General features: G+C 71.9%; 14 protein-coding genes. 5 read left to right on the top strand and 9 right to left on the bottom strand.

Going from position 1 to position 19,023, the window contains the following annotated elements; genetic code table 11:
- Window positions 1-93 precede the first annotated feature (93 nt).
- The 3 genes from ACBJ59_RS55460 (at window position 94) to ACBJ59_RS55450 (ending at window position 3,353) form a co-directional block, all read left to right on the top strand.
- Window positions 94-903, top strand: a complete 810-nt coding sequence (locus ACBJ59_RS55460; protein ID WP_375118048.1) for a helix-turn-helix transcriptional regulator — start codon at window positions 94-96, stop codon at window positions 901-903.
- An 87-nt stretch (window positions 904-990) separates the two neighbouring features.
- The gene (locus ACBJ59_RS55455; protein ID WP_375118047.1) at window positions 991-2,529 is read left to right on the top strand and encodes a long-chain fatty acid--CoA ligase; all 1,539 of its coding nucleotides are present in this window, start codon (window positions 991-993) and stop codon (window positions 2,527-2,529) included.
- 131 nt (window positions 2,530-2,660) lie between these two features.
- A complete protein-coding gene (locus tag ACBJ59_RS55450; RefSeq protein ID WP_375118046.1) occupies window positions 2,661-3,353 on the top strand; it encodes a DUF4386 domain-containing protein in 693 nt (230 codons plus the stop codon).
- A 36-nt stretch (window positions 3,354-3,389) separates the two neighbouring features.
- Here ACBJ59_RS55450 and ACBJ59_RS55445 read toward each other — a convergent pair whose 3' ends face one another.
- From ACBJ59_RS55445 to ACBJ59_RS55405, 9 genes are all read right to left on the bottom strand, one after another.
- Window positions 3,390-5,309, bottom strand: coding sequence for a molybdopterin biosynthesis protein (locus ACBJ59_RS55445; protein ID WP_375118045.1), 1,920 nt, complete (start codon window positions 5,307-5,309; stop codon window positions 3,390-3,392).
- Entirely contained in the window at window positions 5,306-6,526 is a 1,221-nt protein-coding gene (gene glp, locus ACBJ59_RS55440) for a gephyrin-like molybdotransferase Glp (protein WP_375118044.1), read from the bottom strand. The genes ACBJ59_RS55445 and glp overlap by 4 nt, the downstream gene beginning before the upstream one ends.
- On the bottom strand, window positions 6,523-8,268 hold the full coding sequence (locus ACBJ59_RS55435; RefSeq protein ID WP_375118043.1) for an NAD(P)H-dependent oxidoreductase subunit E: 1,746 nt from the start codon (window positions 8,266-8,268) through the stop codon (window positions 6,523-6,525). Before ACBJ59_RS55435 ends, glp begins: the two co-directional genes overlap by 4 nt.
- Window positions 8,265-11,243 (bottom strand): formate dehydrogenase subunit alpha, encoded by a 2,979-nt coding sequence (gene fdhF / locus ACBJ59_RS55430; protein ID WP_375118042.1) that lies wholly within the window; start codon window positions 11,241-11,243, stop codon window positions 8,265-8,267. The genes ACBJ59_RS55435 and fdhF overlap by 4 nt, the downstream gene beginning before the upstream one ends.
- A 108-nt stretch (window positions 11,244-11,351) precedes the next feature.
- Window positions 11,352-13,154 carry an aldehyde ferredoxin oxidoreductase family protein gene (locus ACBJ59_RS55425; RefSeq protein ID WP_375118041.1) on the bottom strand — a complete coding sequence of 601 codons (1,803 nt, stop codon included), beginning with the start codon at window positions 13,152-13,154 and terminating at the stop codon, window positions 11,352-11,354.
- 62 nt (window positions 13,155-13,216) lie between these two features.
- Window positions 13,217-14,062, bottom strand: a complete 846-nt coding sequence (locus tag ACBJ59_RS55420) for an NTP transferase domain-containing protein (protein ID WP_375118040.1) — start codon at window positions 14,060-14,062, stop codon at window positions 13,217-13,219.
- A 102-nt stretch (window positions 14,063-14,164) separates the two neighbouring features.
- Window positions 14,165-14,740, bottom strand: coding sequence for a TetR/AcrR family transcriptional regulator (locus tag ACBJ59_RS55415; protein WP_375118039.1), 576 nt, complete (start codon window positions 14,738-14,740; stop codon window positions 14,165-14,167).
- Window positions 14,741-14,888: 148 nt separating this feature from the next.
- Window positions 14,889-15,716, bottom strand: coding sequence for a class I SAM-dependent methyltransferase (locus tag ACBJ59_RS55410; protein ID WP_375118038.1), 828 nt, complete (start codon window positions 15,714-15,716; stop codon window positions 14,889-14,891).
- A 114-nt stretch (window positions 15,717-15,830) separates the two neighbouring features.
- Window positions 15,831-16,397 (bottom strand): hypothetical protein, encoded by a 567-nt coding sequence (locus tag ACBJ59_RS55405; protein ID WP_375118037.1) that lies wholly within the window; start codon window positions 16,395-16,397, stop codon window positions 15,831-15,833.
- A gap of 253 nt (window positions 16,398-16,650) precedes the next feature.
- Here ACBJ59_RS55405 and ACBJ59_RS55400 point away from each other — a divergent pair, with 253 nt between their 5' ends.
- Both ACBJ59_RS55400 and ACBJ59_RS55395 read left to right on the top strand, forming a co-directional pair.
- The gene (locus ACBJ59_RS55400; protein WP_375118036.1) at window positions 16,651-17,190 is read left to right on the top strand and encodes a MauE/DoxX family redox-associated membrane protein; all 540 of its coding nucleotides are present in this window, start codon (window positions 16,651-16,653) and stop codon (window positions 17,188-17,190) included.
- The gene (locus ACBJ59_RS55395; RefSeq protein ID WP_375118035.1) at window positions 17,187-19,019 is read left to right on the top strand and encodes an ABC transporter ATP-binding protein; all 1,833 of its coding nucleotides are present in this window, start codon (window positions 17,187-17,189) and stop codon (window positions 19,017-19,019) included. Before ACBJ59_RS55400 ends, ACBJ59_RS55395 begins: the two co-directional genes overlap by 4 nt.
- Window positions 19,020-19,023: the final 4 nt, after the last annotated feature.

Genomic DNA, 19,023 nt, shown 5'->3' with positions numbered 1-19,023 from the left:
CCGTCGGAACGCTCGGGGGCCGCACCTTCCCGGAAAGGGCTTCCGCCACGACGATCAGAGGTTGAGGCAACCTCATCCGGAGAAGGAGGCGTGATGTCGCATCACTGGCGCGGCTGGTGTCTGCTCCGCCCCGGCGTCCTGCTGTACGGCGGAACCATCGGTACGAACCAGCTGCACGCACACCACGCGGTCCACCTGATCGTCTCCGCGGAGCCCTTCACCATGGCCGACGCCCAGGGCCGGCGGCTGACCACCCGGACCGCGGTCATTCCGCCCGACACCGGCCACGCCATCCTCACGGGAGCTCGCGGGGCCCTCCTGGCTCAACTCGAACCCGGCAGCTCGCCAGGCCGCTCCCTTCTCGCCTCTTCGGGGGCGGGAGCCTGCGCCTCGACCTGGAGCCCGCCCCTCCCCCGTCCGACGCGCGCCGGCACGAGCCCGGGACACCACCAGGTCGCGGCACCGCTCACGTTCGCGAGACCCCCGAACGGCCACGAACACTCCGCCGAGGCCGCGGCCGCCCTGCAGATCGTCGAGGACTGGACGGGTCAGCGTCGTGCCGCGGAGATCCCGATTCACCCGGCGGTGGAGATGGCGATAGCCGTGATCCCCACTCTCCTGGCCGGGGGGCCGGTGCGTCTGGGCGTGCTCGCGGCCGCGGTGCACCTGTCCCCCAGCCGGTTGGCGCATCTGTTCAGCGCGCACGTGGGGATCCCGCTGCGGCCCTATGTGCGCTGGCAGCGCCTTCAGCATGCGATCAGGCTGGTCGCCGCGGGAGAGTCGCTGACGGTGGCCGCCCACGGTGCCGGATTCACCGACGGGTCGCATTTCACCCGGGTCTTCCGGCACAACTTCGGGACCGCGCCCTCCACGCTGGCCGCCGCCATCGACTGGCTGCCCTGATTCGACACGTTCGTACAAGCGCTGACCGCATCGACGCCGCATCCTTGCCACGGACGCAGGTATTAGCAGCCCGAGGGAAGGCCCGCGATGCTCAATCTGTCGATCATTCTGGAAGACAGCGCCCGCAATGTCCCAGACCGCACCGCCCTGGTCTTCGGCGACCTGCGCCTGCCGTACTCCATGGTGGACTCCGTCGCGAACCAGGTGGCCAACCTCCTGGTGGCCAGGGGGATCGGCAGGGGCGACAAGGTCGCGCTGCTCTGCCCGAACCTGCCCTACTTCCCCTTCGTCTACTTCGGCATCCTCAAGGCCGGGGCGACCGTGGTCCCGCTCAACGTGCTGCTGCAGCCGCGCGAGATCGCCTACCACCTGACCGACAGCGACACCAAGGCGCTCTTCTGCTTCGAGGGCTCCCCCGAGCTGCCCATGGGCGCGCGCGGGCGGCAGGCGTTCGACGCCGTCGAGGGCTGCGAGCACTTCTTCGTCCTGCCCGCCACGCCGCTGGCCACCGAGTCGGAGCACGGCGAATCGTTCTGGGCGGCGCTGAGCGGCGTGTCCGGGGAGTTCGAGACGGTGCGGACCGGGCCGGACGACACCGCGGCCATCCTCTACACCTCCGGCACCACCGGGCAGCCCAAGGGCGCCGAGCTGACCCACATGAACATCCTGACCAACACCATCGTCAGCGACGAGATGTTCCCCGCCGACCCCGACGGCGACGTCTCACTCACCGTGCTACCGCTCTTCCACTCCTTCGGCCAGATCGCGGGCATGAACGTGAGCGTGCGCCGCCGCGCCACCCTCGTACTCCAGCCGCGGTTCGAGCCCGGCGAGGCGCTGGAGCTCATGCGCAGGGAGAAGGTGACCATGTTCGCCGGGGTGCCGACGATGTTCTGGGCGCTGCTGTCGAAGATCCACGCCGACGGCGCCGAGGTGCCCTCGACGCTGCGGTTGGCGGTGGCGGGCGGGGCGTCCTGCCCGGTCGAGGTGCTCAAGGACTTCGAGGGCACCTTCGGCATCCCGATCCTGGAAGGGTACGGCCTGTCGGAGACCTCCCCGGTGGCCAGCTTCAACCAGCCCGGACGGCCCACCAAGCCCGGCACCATCGGCTTCCCCATCTGGGGCGTGGAGATGCGGCTGGTGGACGACGACTGGAACACCGTCGAGGGCGGGGGCCCCGGCGAGATCGCCATCCGCGGGCACAACGTCATGAAGGGCTACTACGGGCGGCCCGAGGCCACCGAGGAGGTCATGCGGGACGGCTGGTTCCGCACCGGCGACATCGCCACGCGTGACGAGGACGGCTACTACGCCGTCATCGAACGCACGAAGGACATGATCATCCGGGGCGGCTTCAACGTCTATCCGCGCGAGCTGGAGGAGGTGCTGATGACGCACCCGGCGGTCTCGCTGGCGGCGGTGGTCGGCGTGCCCCACGACTCGCACGGCGAGGAGGTCAAGGCCTACGTCATCCCGGCGCCCGGCGCGACGGCGAGCGAGGACGAGCTCGTCGCCTGGTGCAGGGAGAACATGGCGGCCTACAAGTACCCGCGGATCATCGAGTTCCGCGAGCGCCTGCCGATGACGGCGACCGGCAAGATCCTCAAACGCGAGCTGCGCCAGTAGTCGCGCCCGCCGCGGCGGCGGGGACGGCAGCACTCTTGCAGACTTACAGGTGTAAGGGGTAATGTCGGGGGCGCCCTTACAGGTGTAAGGAGAATGCGGCCGTCCCGCGCCGTCACATACGGGGAAGTGTCATGAACACCAGCAGGCGAGCGACCGCCATCGCCGGCGCACTGGTCATCGTGGGCATGATCGCCGGTGCGTTGAGTATTGTTCCCGCTCTCGAGGAGCCGCACTATCTCGCCCTCATCTCCGCGCATGAGGGTCAGGTCATCGCCGGTGCGTTCTTCCAGTCCATCATGATCCCCGCCTATGTCGGGTTCGCGCTGTACCTGTATCCCACCTTGCGGAAGGAGAACGAGGCGCTCAGCCTGGGTTTCCTCGGATTCAGGCTGATCGCGGCGACGTTCCATCTCGTCGGCGTGATTCTCCTGCCCCTGTTTCTGGTGCTGGGCCAGGAATTCGCCCAGGCCCAGGCCGGCGCTTCGGGCGCGGCTCACCTCGGGGTCCTCGGTGAGATGCTGCGGACGGGACGTGACCTGGTCAACCATGTCGCCTTGATCATCTCGCTGGCTCTCGGCGACCTTCTCCTGTTCTCGGTTCTCTATCGGTCGAGACTCGTCCCGCGCTGGCTGTCCGTGTGGGGGCTTCTCGGGGCCGGGCTGGCCATGTCGGCGAGCTTCCTGGTGCTGTTTGGCCTGACCGATGTCGTCACACCGCTCTACCTGGCCATCAACGCACCGCCGGCCCTACACAGCGTGGTCCTGGCCCTGTGGCTGATCGCACGAGGCTTCGAGACGAGGACATTGACCACGAGCGCGGGTTGAACCGGTACGGCGGGGACCCCCGCCGCCGAGCCGGCGTCAGCGGATGCGACGTCCCGTCTCGGCGCAGGAGTACCCGCCCAGGGCCTCCACCCCGGCGCGGAAGTCCGGCAGCTCCAGCAGCGCCCACAGCGGAGCCAGCAGCTCCTCCGACAGCGTGCTGGTACGCAGCACCAGGTCGTACGGCTCCTGGGCCACCGGGACGAAGTCGAGCCCGAAGGCGCGGGCGGCGGCGAGGATCCCCATGCCGGCGTCCGCGCGCCCCGCGGCCACGGCCGCGGCCACCGCCAGGTGCGTGTGCTCCTCGCGGGAGTAGCCGGACACCTCGCTCGCGTCGATGCCGAGGCCGGCCAGCTCGTGGTCCAGCAGCGCCCGGGTGCCGGCACCGCGCTGCCGGTTCACGTAGCGCAGGTCATGCCTGGTCAGGTCCTTGAGCCCGGTCAGGCCGAGCGGGTTGCCGGGGGCGACGATCAGCCCTTGCTCGCGGTGGACCAGCCGGACCACAGCGATGTCGGCGTCCGCCCCGAGCAGCCGGTCCACGTAGGGCAGCGTGTACTCGCCGGTGGCCGGGTCCAGCAGATGCGACCCGGCCAGGTGGCACAGGCCGTCGCGCAGCGCCACGAGGCCGCCCAGCGAGCCGACGTTCGACGACGCCAGGGTGATCAGCGGGTCGGCGGCGCGCAGGGCGGAGGCCGCGAGGTCGAGCACCATGTCGTGCGAGCCGATCGCGACGATGGTCCGGCCGATCTCGGACAGCCCGCGCAGCAGCTCGACCCGGACCCGCTCCCCGGCGTGGTGGCCCTCCACGCCCGAGGGCACGACGAGCAGGCCGTCGGCGCGTACGAGCGAGGTGAGCACCCCGGCACCCCGGGGCAGCGGGGTGGCCACGAGCCGGTCCTGCACCCGCCCCAGGCGCACGCGTACCCAGTCGTCCATGCCGATGGCGGACGGCAGCTTCCTGGCCAGGTGCGCCGTGGCCGACGGGCGTTCCCGCGGGGCGGCGCCCTCCAGCTCGGCGAGCAGCGGAGCCGCGAAGATCTCGAAGGTCAGCGCCGCCGACACCGGGTAGCCGGGCACGCCGATCACCGGCGTCTCCTCGACCGCGCCGAGGACGACGGGATGGCCGGGACGCACGGCGACCCCGTGGACCGCGACGACGCCGGCCCCGGCGACCACGCGCGCGGTGTAGTCGTCCCGCCCGGCGCTGGAGCCCGCGATGAGCAGGACCAGGTCGGCGTCGCGGGTGGCCTCCCGGAGCACGGCGGCGATGGCTTCGGGGTCGTCGGGGACGATCTCCGTGACCCGGGCCGCGCAGCCCGCCTCCCGGGCCTGCGCCGCCAGCATCATCGAGTTCGTGTCGAGGATGTCACCGGGGGCCAGCTCGACGCCGATCGGGCGGATCTCGTCGCCGGTCGGCACGATCACCACGCGCGGTGCGCGGCGGACGCCGAGCTCGACGACTCCCGCCGCGGCGCAGGCCGCGACGTCCACGGGGCGCAGCCGGTGGCCCTCCGGCAGCAGCAGCTCGCCGGCGCTGATGTCCTCCCCGATGGAGCGGACGTGCTGGTAAGGCGGGACGGCCGCCTGGAGCTCGGCCCGCCCTTCCGCGGTGCGGTGCACGTGCTCCCGCATGACCACGGCGTCGTAACCGTCGGGCAGCGGGTCGCCGGTGTCCACGACGGCGAAGTCGCCTGGAGACAGGAGCACCGGGCTGGTCTCGGCCGCGCCCACGGTGTCGGCGGCGCGTACGGCGATGCCGTCCATCGCCGCGGAGTCGAAGGCGGGCGAGGACCGCAGCGCCCACACCGGCTCGGCCGTCACCCGCCCGACGGCGGCGCCGACCGGCGTACGGACCAGGCCGACCCGGGCGGGGCAGCCGGCCGCGGCGCGCGCCTCGCGCCAGACGAGCCGGGCCTGCGCCGCGGGGACGTCGGAGACGAAGGGACTTTCCACGTTCATCGATACAGGATGACCTCTACCTCGGTGCCCGCGTCCAGCCCGGTGGCCGGTTCGGGCACGATCACATAGCCGTCGGCGCGGGTCAGCACCGACAGCAGCGCCGACGGGCCGAAGATCGGCTCGGCCACGCCGTTCCGTACCCCGACCTGGACCACGTCAAGCCGGCCGGCCGCCGATGCCAGGTCGCGCGACAGTCGAGCCCGCGTGCTCGGCTGCGGCGGCGGGGTCTCGCAGCCGGCGACGCGCCACAGCAACGGCACTCCGACCTGCCCGAACACGACCAGCGCGGACAGGGGGTTGCCGGGCAGCCCGATGAGCGGGATCCCGGAGCACTCGGCCAGCAGCGTGGGCTTGCCCGGCTTGATGGCGATCCCGTGGCACCAGACCTCGCCGATGGCGGCCACGGCGCCCGCCGTCTCGTCCCTCGCGCCGACCGACGAACCCGCCGACACGACCACCAGGTCGGAATCGGCCAGGACCGCGGTCAGCCGCTCCTTGAGCGCGCCGGGCTCGTCCGGGACGATGCCGGCGATCACCGGCTCGCCGCCCGCGTCGGCGACCAGCCCCGCCAGCGCGGAGGCGGTGGCGTCGCGTACCTGCCCGGATGCGAGCCGCGCGGTGGCGGGCGGCACCACCTCGTCGCCGGTGGAGATGATCGCCACGCGGGGGCGGCGGTGCACGGTGACCGTGGTCACCCCCGCGGCGGCGAGGAACCCGAGATCCGGGGCGCGCAACGGCCGGCCACCGGGCGCCAGCACGCCGCCCGCCGCGACGTCCTCGTCGGCGCGCACGACGCCGCCGCCGGGCGCGACGGGCCGGGTCACCTCGATCGTGCCCGGCATGGTCTCCGCGGTGTACTCCACCATGACCACCGCGTCGGCGCCGGCCGGAAGCACTCCCCCGGTCGGCATCGCGACGCATCCGCCGGCCCGGACCGCCACGGTCGGCTCGGCGCCCATGCGTACCGCGCCGAGCAGGTCGAGGTAGGACGGGAGCCCGTCGGAGGCGCCGTAGGTGTCCATCGCCCGCACCGCGAAACCGTCCACGGTGGACCGGGCGAAGCCGGGCAGGGCGGCGGGGGCCGTGACGTCCGCGGCGGGCACCCGGTGCAGCGCCTCGGACAGCGGGACGCGCTCGGCGGGCGTGCGATGCGAGGGCCGGAACCCGGAGCGGACCTCGGCGAGGGTACGGGCGGTGAAGAACTCTCTGCCGCTCAACGGTCCGGCTGCTCCCTCGATCCTTCCGGCCGGGGCTGCGGACGCGCCGCCGCACCGCCCTTGTCCAGCCCGAGCACGGACACCACCGGGCCCAGCGCCACCTGCCCGAGCCCGCAGATCGACGTCTTGCGCATGGTCTCCTCCAATTGCAGGATCCGGCCCTTCCGCGCGGCGTCGAGGGTGGCGGATCCGGAGTCCAGCACTTCGCGCAGCAGCTCGTGGGCCTTGGTGGAGCCGACCCGGCAGGGCACGCACTTGCCGCACGACTCGTTACGGAAGAAGCGCAGCACGTTGGTGGAGGCAGCCAGCAGATCGGTGCCCTCGGCGAGCACCACCAGGGCGCCGGAGCCGAGCATGGTCCCGGCCTCGGCGAGCGTCCCGAAGTCCAGCGCCAGGTCCAGCCGGCCGGGGCCGATGAAGTTCGAGGACGCGCCGCCCGGCTGGACGGCCGCGACCCGGGCGCCGCCGAGCACCCCGCCGGCCAGGTCGATCAGCCGGCGCACCGTGGTGCCCATCGGCACGCAGTACACGCCGGGGTTCTCGACGTGCCCGGACACGGCGAAGAACTTCCAGCCGACGCTGTCGCCCTCGCCCTGCTCGGCCCACCATGCGGCGCCGCGTTGCAGGATCACCGGCACGTCGGCGAAGGTCTCCACCGAGTTGATCAGGGTGGGGCGGCCGTGCAGGCCGTAGTTGCCCGGGAAGGGCGGCTTGTTGCGCGGCTCGCCGCGGTGGCCCTCCATGCACTCCAGCAGCGCGGTCTCCTCGCCGAGGATGTAGCCGCCGGGCGAGACGAAGATGTCGAGGTCGAGGCGGCGGCCGCTGCCGCAGGCGTTCTCGCCGATCACGCTGGCCGCGCGCAGTGCCGCGATCTCCGCGTGCAGCACGCGCTCCTCGGGGCCGTACTCGTGCCGGATGAAGATCCAGCCCTGCTCGGCACCGACCACGGCCATGCCGAGCAGGAGCCCCTCGATCACCAGGTGCGGCTGATCGGTCAGGATCTGCCGGTCCTTGAACGTACCCGGCTCGGACTCGTCGGCGTTGCAGATCACGTATTTGACGCCGCCCGGATCCGCGGAGGCGACCAGGCCCCACTTGCGGCCCGTGGGGAACCCGGCGCCGCCCATGCCGCGCAGCCCGGAGGCCTCCAGCGTGGCCACCACGCTCTCGGCGCTCACCTCGCCGGCCAGCAGCGCGCGCAGGCTCGCGTACCTGGTCGAGACGTCCGAGCCGGCCGGGTACGGGTCGTTCGGCCAAGGGTCGGCGCGTCCGGTCACGGTGGCCTCGGCGAGCTCCTCCTCCCGCGCGGCGGCCACGAGCGCGTCGACGTCGGCGACCGGGGCCGGGTGCTCGTTGACGGCCAGCGCCGGGGCGCTGTCGCACCGGCCCAGGCAGGACACCTCGACGAGCTCGATCTCGGCCTCGTCGCCGTAACGCTCGCGCACCTCGGCGATCCGGTCGTCGGCCGAGCGCAGCCAGCACGACAGGTCGTGGCACACGTTGACGGACACCTTGGCGGGCGGGGTCGTGCGGAAGTGCGGGTAGAACGAGACGAGGCCCTCGATCTCGTACAGCGGCCGCCGCATGGTGCGGCCCAGCTCCTCCAGCTCCTCACGCGGCAGCCAGCCCAGCCGCGCCTGGATGGCGTTGAGCGCCGGGATCAGCGACGGCCCGGGGAACTTGCCGGCTCGTGCCTCGACGCCCGGAAGCCGCCCGCGCACCGACTCGAAACTCAGGGTCATTCAGACACTTCCCCTATTACTGAGGGGCGCATGTCGAGGGCCTCCGTGCCATCGACGCTCAGCGCCTCGATCTGGATCGCGCAGAACTTGAACTCGGGGATCTTGCCGTGGGGGTCGATCTCGTCGATCGTCAGCAGGTTCGCCGCCGCCTCCCGGAAGTGGAACGGGATGAAGCAGTTGCCGAGCTGCTCCCGGTGGGAGACGCGTACCTGCAGCTCGATCGAGCCGCGCCGGGAGCGCACGCGGGCCATCTGGCCGTGCGTCAGCCCGCGGTCGGCGGCGTCCTTGGGGTGCATGTACACCTCGGCGATCGGCGAGATCGTGTCCAGCGCGTACGAGCGCCGCGTCATGGACCCGGTGTGCCAGTGTTCGAGCAGCCGGCCGGTGTTGAGCACCAGCGGGTATTCCGCGTCCGGCAGCTCCTTGGCCGGCAGCCACTGCGCCGGGACGAGGTGGGCGAGGCCGTCGTCGGTGTTGAACCGCTCGTCGAACAGGACCACGGTCCCGTCGGAGTGCTCGGGGTCGGCGTTGGGGTAGAGCTTTCCGGTCAGCCCCAGGTTGTCGTATCGCAGGTTCGCGTACGACGGCATGAGCGCGACCATCTCGTCGAACACCTCGCTGGGCGAGGAGTAGGACCAGTCCAGCCCGATCCGCTGCGCGATGTCCTGGATGATCTCCCAGTCCACCCGGGCCTGGCCCGGCGGGTCCATCACCTTGCGGCCCAGCTGCACGCGCCGGTCGGTGTTGGTGTAGCTGCCGTCCTTCTCCAGGTACGACGACGCCGGCAGGATCACGTCGGCGAACTCCGCGGTCTCGGTCAGGAAGATGTCCTGCACCACCAGGAAGTCGAGCTGCGACAGCGCCTTGCGCACCTTGTTGATGTTGGGGTCGGACAGGAACGGGTTCTCGCCGAGCATGTACATGCCGCGCACGCCGCCCGGCTTGAGCACCGAGCCGATGATCTCGGTGACGGTGAGACCTCGGTTGGGGTCGAGCTCGACCCCCCATGCCTCCTCGAACCGCCGGCGGGTGCCGTCGAGGTCGACGCCCTGGTAGTCGGGGAAGAACATGGGGATCAGCCCCGCGTCGGAGGCGCCCTGCACGTTGTTCTGCCCGCGCAGGGGGTGCAGCCCCGTCCCCGGCCGGCCCACGTTGCCGGTGATCGAGCAGAGCGCGATCAGGCAGCGGGCGTTGTCGGTGCCGGTGGTGTGCTGGGAGATGCCCATCCCCCAGTAGATGACCCCGGCCTTGGCCTCGCCCCAGACCCGCGCGACCGTGCGGATGAGGTCCGCGTCGACGCCGGTGATCTGCGCGGCACGCTCCGGCGGGTATTCGTTGACCGTGCGCACCAGCTCCTCGAAGCCGGAGACGCGGGCCTTGACGAACTCCATGTCGATCAGGCCGAGCCGGATCACCTCGTGCATGACCGCGTTGTAGAACGCCACGTCGGTGCCGGGCTTGACCTGGCAGTAGTAGTCGGCGTGCTCGGCCACGGTGCTGGCGCGCGGGTCGACATAGATGATCTTCGTGCCGCGCCGGCGGGCCTGCTTGAAGAAGGAACTGGCGACGGGGTGGTTCGCCGTCGGGTTCGATCCGGTGATGATGACGACCTCGGCGTTGGCGACGTCGCCGTACGTGGTCGAGACCGCGCCGGAGCCGACGCCCTCGAACAGCGCGGCCACCGACGAGGCGTGGCACAGCCGGGTGCAGTGATCGACGTTGTTGGTGCCGAACCCGGCCCGGATCAGCTTCTGGAAGAGGTAGGCCTCCTCGTTGGAGCACTTCGCCGAGCCGAACCCCGCGATGGCGCCGGCGCCCAGCTCCGCGTGGATCTCCTTCAGCCGCCGGGCGACGAGGTCGAGAGCCTCCTCCCAGGTGGCCTCGCGGAAGTGCGGCAGCACCTCGTCGTAGTCGACCAGGCCGCCGGGCTTGCGCCGGCCGTCCTTGCCGTTCTTGCTCAGCCGGCCACCGCGTCCCCCGCCGCTGCGGTCGCCTCCGCCGCCCGCCCGCCCGCGGTCGTTGCGGGCGTCACCGCGCACGTCCGCCGACAGCGGGCCCTTGGGATAGGCCGAATCCACCCGGATCAGGGGCATGGTCAGGCGCTGCGGCGACGCCGCGTAGTCCCAGCCGTACCGGCCCTTGACGCACAGCCGGCTCTTCGAGCCCGGCTGGTCGCGGCCCTCCGCGAAGGAGATCGCGCCGCGCGACCGGTCGACGTAGTAGGTGAGGGCACAGCCGACGCCGCAGTACGGGCACACGGTGTCGACCGCGTCCAGCTCCTCGCGGGGCCGGATGGGGATGTCGTTGATCGCCTTGTTGGTCAGGGCGCCGGTGGGGCAGGCCTGCACGCACTCGCCGCAGGTCACGCACGAGCTGGCGCCCATCGGATCGTTGAGGTCGAAGGCGATCCTGGTCGAGTAGCCCTTGCCCGAGCGGCCGATGACGTCGTTGCCCTGGATGTCGTCGCACGCGCGCACGCAGCGGTCGCACAGGATGCACGCGTCGTGGTCGACCGCGATCACCGGGTTGGAGGTGTCCAGACCCCGGCCCGAGCCGCACGGCAGGTCGGTCGTCTCCTTGGCCACGTCGAACCGGTCGGCGAGGTCGAGGAGCAGGTTGTCGCCGGTGGTCGTCTGTTTCGGGTCCTCCGCGCGCGGTGGCTGGTCGGAGATCAGCAGCTCGGTCAGGGTGGCGCGGTTGCGCTCCAGCTCGGGGGTGCTGGTCTTGACCTGCATGCCGTCCTCGCAGGGGCGTACGCAGGCGGCGGCGAAGGCCCGCCCGCCCGTGTCCACGACGCACATGCGGCACACCCCGACGGGGTCATAACGCTCGTTGTGGCACAACACCGGGATGTCGATGTCCAGCAGCTTCGCGGCATCGTAAATACTCGCGCCCTCCGGCACGGTCACAACACGGCCATCGATCTCGACTGTCACGGTCCGTACGGCGGTCGCCGGCTCCTCGAGCGTCGTCATGTCTACCTCAAGCTGGTATACGGAATACGGCATACGCTATGCCGGTAATTTACCCCTGCGGGCACCCGATCTTCTACCCCCCTCGCCCGTTCCGTGACACACGATCTTCTACTCGTCCAGCAGGAGATCTGCGAGGTCGGCCGCCATGACGCGCCCCTCCTCGTCCAGACCACGCGCGGCGTAGTATCCGGCCACCATCGACCGCAGGCGGCTCTCGTCCAGTGCCGCCCGACGGCCGGAGGGGAGCTCCAGCGGCGTTTCCAGCATCCGCGCCGGCAGCGTGTCGTCGGCCGCGGTGGCCCCCTCGCGCACGTTGAAGGCGCGCTTGGCCCGGACGATCCGCCGGGCGGTCTCCCGCAGCTCGGGGGCGTCCAGCCGCCATCCGGTGACCAGCGCGAGCAGTTTCGCCCACTCCGTGAAGGGGTCGTCGAAGACGCCGCGCAGGAACTTGCACAGGATCATCGAGTCCATGACCGCGGCGCGGTCCTCGGTGTCGATCGCGGCGGCGACATGGGCCGCGCCGCCGGCCAGCCGGTCGAGCTCACCCGACAGGTCGGCCTCGTAGGCACCGGACCGGTTGTGATCTGCTCCCCTGGAGTTCACCGCGAGCCCGAGCGCCATCGCCTGCAGGCTGCGAGGCTCGTAACCGGGCAGCTCCAGCCCCTTGACCTGCGGCGCGAAGTCGATCGAGGACTGCCCGACCACACCGGCGGCCCGGCGTGAGCCCTGCGCGAGCAGCTCCCCCAGGCCCGGCGACCGCTCCCCGATCGCGTCCAGCGCGCGCAGCAGCGCCGCGCCGTCGCCGAACCGCAGCCACGGCTCGTCGAGCAGGCCACGCTCGACGCACTCCATGGCCCACGCGATCGTGCCACCCGCCGAGATCGTGTCGATGCCCAGCTCGTCGCAGCGCGCGCTGGCGGCGAACACCTCGTCGGGGTCGGACACGCCGCACAGCGGGCCGAGCGCGAAGACGTTCTCGTACTCCATCCGCTGGCTGCCGCCGCCCTTGCGCGAGTAGATGTGCTCGCAGCCGATGGAGCACGACGCGCAGCTGTTGCGCGCCACCCCGCGCAGCTCGTGCAACTCCTCGGCGGCCAGCCGGGGCGCGCCCTCGAAGGTCGCCGCGGTGAAGTTGCGCGTGGGCAGGGTGCTGACGGCGTTGAAGGCCAGGAGGTTGGCCAGCGTGCCCAGCTCGCGGTATTTCGCGGTGGCCGGGCCGAAACTGCGCCGGCGCAGGTCGCGGGCGGCGGCGAGGACTCCCGCCGGATCCGCCACCGGCACCTTGGCCGCCGCTCTGACCAGCACCGCCTTGATGTTCTTCGCGCCCATCACCGCGCCCAGGCCGCCCCGGCCGGCGTGGCGGCCGTCGTGGCTGATGGTCGCGTACCTCACCTGCCGCTCCCCCGCCGGGCCGATGGCCGCGGTCTGCCAGTTGCGGCCGAAGCGCGCCCGGGCCTCCGCCTCCGCCTGCGCCGCGGTCAGCCCGGCGAGTTCGGGAGCCGGTACGAGCCGCACCCCGTCGCCCTCGATCAGCAGCACCGACAGCTCCTCGGCCCGGCCGCGGATCACGATCGCGTCATGCCCGGTCAGCTTGCCCGCGATGGCGAACCGGCTGGAGGCGAGGGCATCGGTCAGCAGCCCGGTCAACGGCGACTTGGCCACGACCGCGAACTTCGCGCTGGTCGTCAGCGGGGTGCCGACCAGCGAGGAGAAGACGAAGGCCAGCGGCGCCTCCGGAGCCAGCGGATCGACCCCGGCGGGCGCCAGCCGGTGCAGCAGCCACGTGCCGAGGCCCACCCCGCCCAGGTAGGCGCGCAGCACCCGCTCGTTCAGCTCGTAGGGGGTGCCGCTCGCCTCTCCGGCGGCGACGTCGATCAGCAACGCTCTTCCGAAGAAACCGCCAGTCACCATGTCCCGACTCTACGACGGGACAGGCCGAGCCCCGGACGGGCGACCGGCGGACGCCACACTCCTCAGCCGCCGGCGTCCGCGGACAGAAAGGTGACGGTGTCCCCGGCCACGAGGGGCAGCGACCCGTCCCGGGTGACCTGATCGCCGTTGAGCGCGGCCACCACGTGACGATCCAGGGCCAGACCGGCGGCGGTGGCCGCGGCTCCGAGCGTGGCGGCCCGGACGGCGCGCGGCCGGTGGCCGCCGTTCCTCGCGAGCGCGCCGAAGCTCTCCACCACGACCTCGGGCGGCTGCCGGTCCCGGGCCGCGGCGTAGTCCTCCGGAGAGTTGACGTTCACCACGGACTCCAGCGTCGGGTCGTGCCGCGCGAGCGCGGCGTCGGCCAGCAGTTCCGCGTCGCTCAGCTGGACCGCCTCGCAGTGCTTGAAGAGCATGCCCGGCCGTAGGTCACCCGCCGCCAGGAGGTCGGTGACCAGCCCGGCCAGGGAGGTCCGGTATCCGGCGGCCAGCGGCTGCCGGAACCCGCGGGCGACCGGCAGCGCCACGTCCGTCCCCGGGACCATGGCGCGCAGGACGCGGCGGACGAAGGCCGGGTGGAGGAACGGCAGGTCGGTCGAGCACACGAAGGCCGTCTCAGCCCGGTCGGCCACCGCGCCCAGCCCCACGGCCAGTCCCTGCATGGGCCCCAGCCCCTCCACGGGATCCTCGACCACCGCGACCCCCGAGGGCACTTGCGGGAGCTCCTGCCCGGGCGCGGCCACCACGACGACCGGACCGTCGACGGCCCGGGCGAGCACGGCGGTGGCCCGGTAGAGCAACGTCGAACCATGCCATTCCAGCCAGGCCTTCGGCTGCCCCATCCGCGAGGATCGCCCACCCGCAAGCACCACGCCCGCAGCAGTCTGCATGCCCGCATGTTAGGGCACGCCGGGGCGCGAACAGGCTCCGGGGGCGCTACGGCAGCGCAGCGTGATCGCCGGCCACCGTGATGCAGCGATCCTTGGTGATCGTCACGTCCGCGGGCCGATGCCGTCCAGTACGGCACCGGCCAGATCATCGACGAACTCGGCGGTCGGCTCCCGGGGGGCGGAGCCGTTGGCGAGCAGCCCGGCGAGGATCATCTCGTGGCAGATCCCGACGATCATCGCCGCGGCCGCGTCCACCTTGGCATCCGGGGCAAGTCGCCCCAGGCCGACCTCGGCACGCAGGTATCCGCGCAGCCGATCGCGCCAATCCTTACCGGGCACCCCGAGCTCGGCGAACGCGGCGAGCACCTTCGGCTGAGAGATCAGACCGGCGGACGCCGGCAGCACCGCCGTGTGGAACGCGATGCCGTACGCGATGTACGCCCGCAGGTTCTCCCGGACGCAACCGTCGCCCGGGCCGGGCAACTCGCCCAGATCCCGCTCCACCGCACCGACATGTGCGCGCAGGGCGAGCGCCAGCAGTTCCTCCTTGTCGGCGAAATGGTTGTAGAGCACCCCGTCGGCGACGCCCGCCTCCCGGGCTATGACCCGGACGGCCAGGCCGGCGGTCCCACGTTCGGCGATCAGGCGTTCGGCCGTCGCGATCAGATGCTCCCGCATGCTGAGGTTGGTCCCACGCAGTACCGGTGCTTTTCTCGGTGACACTAGGGCACCGTATCGAGGTCGAGCCCGAAGCCGTGGGCCGATGCCGCCCCGGAGGGGGTCGGCACCGACCCGTCAGCGCCGGCGTGCGTCCAGGCCGGCGACTTCATCGGTCGGCGCGCACCAGCCAGGCGGCGCTCCGGAGACGGACGGCGCCGTCGCTTTCGAAGTCCCGGAACGCCGCCTCCAGGACCGTACGGACCGGCGCCGGATCGGCGCCGCCGAGGTGGTGCCGGACCGGGCCCCAACCGCTGAAGAACTCGGCCGCGGCCACGGCGCTCGGCCCCCAGTCCCCCACTCCCTCCACGTGCGTCACCGTGATGTTCCGGAAGCCCGCCCGCGCGAGCACCTCACGGATCCGGTCAGGGTCGGCGAGTGAGAGCGGGCCCGACCCATCCGGTGCGGACGCCGGCTGCCCGCCGGGCAGGTGCCCGGCGAGCGCCGCCATGATCGTGCCCAGCTCCGTGCCGTCCAGCTCCTTCATCGACACGAAGGCGAGGCGGCCACCGGGCCGGAGCGCCCTTGCGACGTTGCCGAAGGCGGCGACCGGCTCGCCGAAGAACATCACGGCGAACCTGCTGACCGCCACATCGAACGAACCCGCCGAGAACGGATACACCTGGACATCACCGGACTCGAACCTGACATTCCGGATGCCCTCGGCGGCGGCCGTCGATCGGGCCCGCGCCAGCATCGGCTCCGACAGGTCCACCCCCACGGCCTGCCGGGCCGTGCGGGCGGCGAGCCTGGCGATCTGCCCGGTTCCGCAGCCGATGTCGAGTACCCGATCGCCATCGCCGATCTCCGCCGCGTCCAGCAGAGCCTCGTTGAACCCGCTGTTCACCGCGTCGTACCGGTCGTGATTCGCCGCCCAGTGCTCGCCCTCGTACCCGTTCCACGCCTTCGCCTGTGCGGTGTTGACGATCGGTTGCATGGCGCTCCAGTCTGTGAACGTACGTTCATGAACACGTGTTCATAGTGGAGCACGGGCAGGGACGCGTCAACCGCCGACCGCACGGCCCGCCCCGGCCCGGCGGAGGCGAAGGGATCAGCCCGGCACCGTCTCGGCCGTCGTCGGCAGGTCGGCGGCCCGGTGGGACACCGCCGCCACCCGCCCGCCCTCGACGACGAAGTACGTCGGGTAGACGCTGACGTCGAAAGCCGTCTGGAGCGGCCCCTGGAAAGCCTCGACGATCACCTCGCCGGCCTCTCCGATCCGGTCGGCCAACTCGGCCACGTGCGGATCGGACGCCACGTCCCCGGCGGAGCCGGCCAGCACGGCATGGCCCGACCAGCCGCGCCCGGCCGCCTCGGCCATGCGCCCGGCCAGTGCGGAAACGTCCTCCTCGCAGGAGTGGCAACCGAGCGAGTGGAAGGCGACGATGCCGGTCCCGTTCCGCAGCGCGGCCGGCGAGAAGGTGGCGCCCCGGGTGGTCGCGGTGGCGGGAAACGCACCGACCGGGGCTCCCGGCCGCAATCCAGGTCTCGGACCCTCCAGGCCGTCTCTGAGCGTGGCCAATCTGGTGGTGTGCTCACGCAATCTGCGAATCACTCCGAAGGTCAGCAGCAGATCGACGAGCACCAACAGGATGAGCACTCCGACCAGGAATTCCATCGTTTTCCCTGTTCTCCATACGAGAATAGTCCGCCGGGCCGGCACGCGCCCCGCCCGGCATTTGCCGATGACGTAGTCGACTTCTTTTCAGCCTGCTCAGGCCACTCGACCACGGTGCCACGCGGCTGTTTCCGCGCGGCTTCACGAGGGCTTCATCGCGGCTTCGACGGGCTTTTCACCGTTGAAATGCCTGTCGGCCGTCGGCAGACTCGGAGAAAGCCACGGACGGATTTGACCGGTCATGAGGATGCGAATGCTTGCCTATTTACTGCTGAGCTGCCGAGTCGCCGTCTCCGGCGTGTTCCTGCTGTCGTTCGCCGGCAAAATACGGGGGCGGACGGCCTATCGCGAATTCGTGGCGTCCGTCGAGGCGCTGAACGTGGTGCCCCGGCCGCTGGCCCGAGCCGCCGCGACCGCCGTGATCGCCGCGGAGGCGTGCACCGCGCTGCTCGTCGCCCTGCCGCCGCCGGCCTCGTTCGCCGGATTCGTCCTGGCCGTCGGCCTGCTGACCGCCTTCACGGGCGTGATCCTCGTCGCGCTGCGCAGGGGTTCCACGGCCCCGTGCCGCTGCTTCGGCGCCGCGGCGGCCCCGCCGGGCCGCCCGCACGTGATCCGCAACCTGACCCTCCTGGCGGTCTCCGTGACCGGCCTGGCGGGGGCCGCCGGGGTCGCCACCGTACGGCTCGCGGGGGAAGGCGTCCTGGCGGCCGTCATCGCCGCCGCGGTGGTGGTGCTGCTCGTGTCTCGCTTCGACGACCTCCTCGCGCTGTTCCGCCCGGAGGGAGCCCGGTGATCCGCGACCTCGGCACGGCCTGGCGGCTGACCTGGCAGGCGGGCCCGCTGCCCGCCATGGGACTGCTGGCCTGCGCGATCGTCGGCGGGCTCATCCCGGCGAGCACGGTGTGGCTGACCAAGCTGCTGCTGGACGGCATCGTCGCGGGCCACCCGGGCGCCCTGCTCCTCGGCTGGTCGGTCGGGCTGGCCGTCGCGGGCACCGCGGCCGCCGCGCTCCCCCAGCTCAGCCAGTACCTCGACAGCCAGCTCGGCCGCAGCGTGGACCGGCTGGTCCAGGACCGCCTCTACACCGCGGTGTGCACTTTCCAAGGACTGTCCAGGTTCGAGGACCCCCGCTTCCGTGACCGGCTCCAGCTCGCCACGCGTGCCGGCGGCGGCCTGCTGGCACCGGCCACCACCGGGCTGTTCACCATGGGCGCGAGCGTCATCACCCTGGTCAGCCTGCTGGCCACGCTCGCCGTCCTGAGTCCGGTCATGGCCGGCATCGTCGCGCTGGCCGCCGTTCCCGCCCTGATGGCGCAGATCTGGCTGCGCAGGAGCTGGGCCGGGGTCATGCTCGACATCACCCCGGCCAACCGCCGTCACCTCTTCTACTGCTCGCTCATCACCGACGTCTCGGCCGCCAAGGAGATCCGGCTGCTCGGCCTCGGCGCCTTCTTCAAGCGGCGGCTGCTCGGCGAGCTGGTCAAGGTGCAGGCGGGGGAGCGGCTCATGGACCGGCAGAGGCTCAAGATCCAGTTCCTGCTGTCGGTGCTGGGCAGCCTGATCGCCGGCGCGGGGCTGGTCTGGGCCATCCAGAACGCGGCGGCCGGCCGGCTGACGATCGGCGACGTCTCGGCGTTCATCGCGGCGGTCGCCGGCGCGCAGCAGGCACTGGTCTCCCTGGTCAACGCGATCGCCAACGCGTACCAGTCGCTGCTGACGTTCGCGCACTACCGCCACGTGACAGACCTGCCCGACGCGCTGGCGGCCGCCTCCGCCGCCCCGCTCTCGCCGGAGCCGCTGCGGCGCGGCATCGAGCTGCGCGACGTCTGGTTCCGCTATCACGAGGGGCACCCCTGGGTCCTGCGGGGCGTCAGCCTGACCATTCCCCACGGGCGTTCCGTGGCGCTGGTCGGGCTGAACGGCGCCGGCAAGAGCACGATCGTGAAGCTGCTGTGCCGCTTCTACGATCCCACCCGGGGCGCCATCCTGTGGGACGGCGTCGACCTCCGCGACCTGGACCCCGCCGAGCTGCGGCAGCGCCTGGGCGTGCTGTTCCAGGACTTCATGTCCTACGAGCTGACCGCCGCCGAGAACATCGGCGTCGGCGACCTCCTCGCCCGGCACGACGCACCCCGGATCGAGCGGGCCGCTCGCGACGCCATGGTGCACGCCGAGGTGGCAGCCCTGCCGCACGGTTACCGGACCATGCTGAGCCGGATCTTCTTCGCCGAGTCGGGCGAGGACGACCCGGACGCCGGCGTCGTCCTGTCCGGCGGCCAGTGGCAACGGCTGGCCCTGGCCAGGACCCTCATGCGCGGTGACCGCGACCTGCTCATCCTCGACGAGCCGAGCGCCGGCCTGGACGCCGAGGCCGAGCACCGGGTGCACACCCGGCTGCGTCTTCACCGCGCGGGCCGTACCAGCCTGCTCATCTCGCACCGGCTCGGCGCGGTGCGCGAGGCGGACGAGATCGTCGTCCTGGCCGACGGAGGGATCGCCGAACAGGGCACCCACGCGGAGCTGATGGCCCTGGACGGCCACTACGCCCGGCTGTTCACCATCCAGGCCAGCGGCTACCAGGCCGAGGACACCCCCGCGGAGGACGCCGCCGTCCACCGGTGAGCCG

Origin of the sequence: Nonomuraea sp. MTCD27, assembly GCF_041950495.1 — a bacterium.
Taxonomy (GTDB): Bacteria; Actinomycetota; Actinomycetes; order Streptosporangiales; family Streptosporangiaceae; genus Nonomuraea.
This window is presented reverse-complemented; position numbering and strand designations above follow the sequence as displayed.

What these genes read in the sequence shown, in the direction of transcription:
- ACBJ59_RS55460 (WP_375118048.1), top strand. Translation starts at nt 94, where the DNA reads ATGTCGCATCACTGGCGCGGCTGGTGTCTGCTCCGCCCCGGCGTCCTG.
- ACBJ59_RS55455 (WP_375118047.1), top strand. Translation starts at nt 991, where the DNA reads ATGCTCAATCTGTCGATCATTCTGGAAGACAGCGCCCGCAATGTCCCA.
- ACBJ59_RS55450 (WP_375118046.1), top strand. Translation starts at nt 2,661, where the DNA reads ATGAACACCAGCAGGCGAGCGACCGCCATCGCCGGCGCACTGGTCATC.
- ACBJ59_RS55445 (WP_375118045.1), bottom strand. Translation starts at nt 5,309, where the DNA reads ATGAACGTGGAAAGTCCCTTCGTCTCCGACGTCCCCGCGGCGCAGGCC.
- ACBJ59_RS55435 (WP_375118043.1), bottom strand. Translation starts at nt 8,268, where the DNA reads ATGACCCTGAGTTTCGAGTCGGTGCGCGGGCGGCTTCCGGGCGTCGAG.
- fdhF (WP_375118042.1), bottom strand. Translation starts at nt 11,243, where the DNA reads ATGACGACGCTCGAGGAGCCGGCGACCGCCGTACGGACCGTGACAGTC.
- ACBJ59_RS55425 (WP_375118041.1), bottom strand. Translation starts at nt 13,154, where the DNA reads ATGGTGACTGGCGGTTTCTTCGGAAGAGCGTTGCTGATCGACGTCGCC.
- ACBJ59_RS55420 (WP_375118040.1), bottom strand. Translation starts at nt 14,062, where the DNA reads ATGCAGACTGCTGCGGGCGTGGTGCTTGCGGGTGGGCGATCCTCGCGG.
- ACBJ59_RS55415 (WP_375118039.1), bottom strand. Translation starts at nt 14,740, where the DNA reads ATGCGGGAGCATCTGATCGCGACGGCCGAACGCCTGATCGCCGAACGT.
- ACBJ59_RS55410 (WP_375118038.1), bottom strand. Translation starts at nt 15,716, where the DNA reads ATGCAACCGATCGTCAACACCGCACAGGCGAAGGCGTGGAACGGGTAC.
- ACBJ59_RS55405 (WP_375118037.1), bottom strand. Translation starts at nt 16,397, where the DNA reads ATGGAATTCCTGGTCGGAGTGCTCATCCTGTTGGTGCTCGTCGATCTG.
- ACBJ59_RS55400 (WP_375118036.1), top strand. Translation starts at nt 16,651, where the DNA reads ATGCTTGCCTATTTACTGCTGAGCTGCCGAGTCGCCGTCTCCGGCGTG.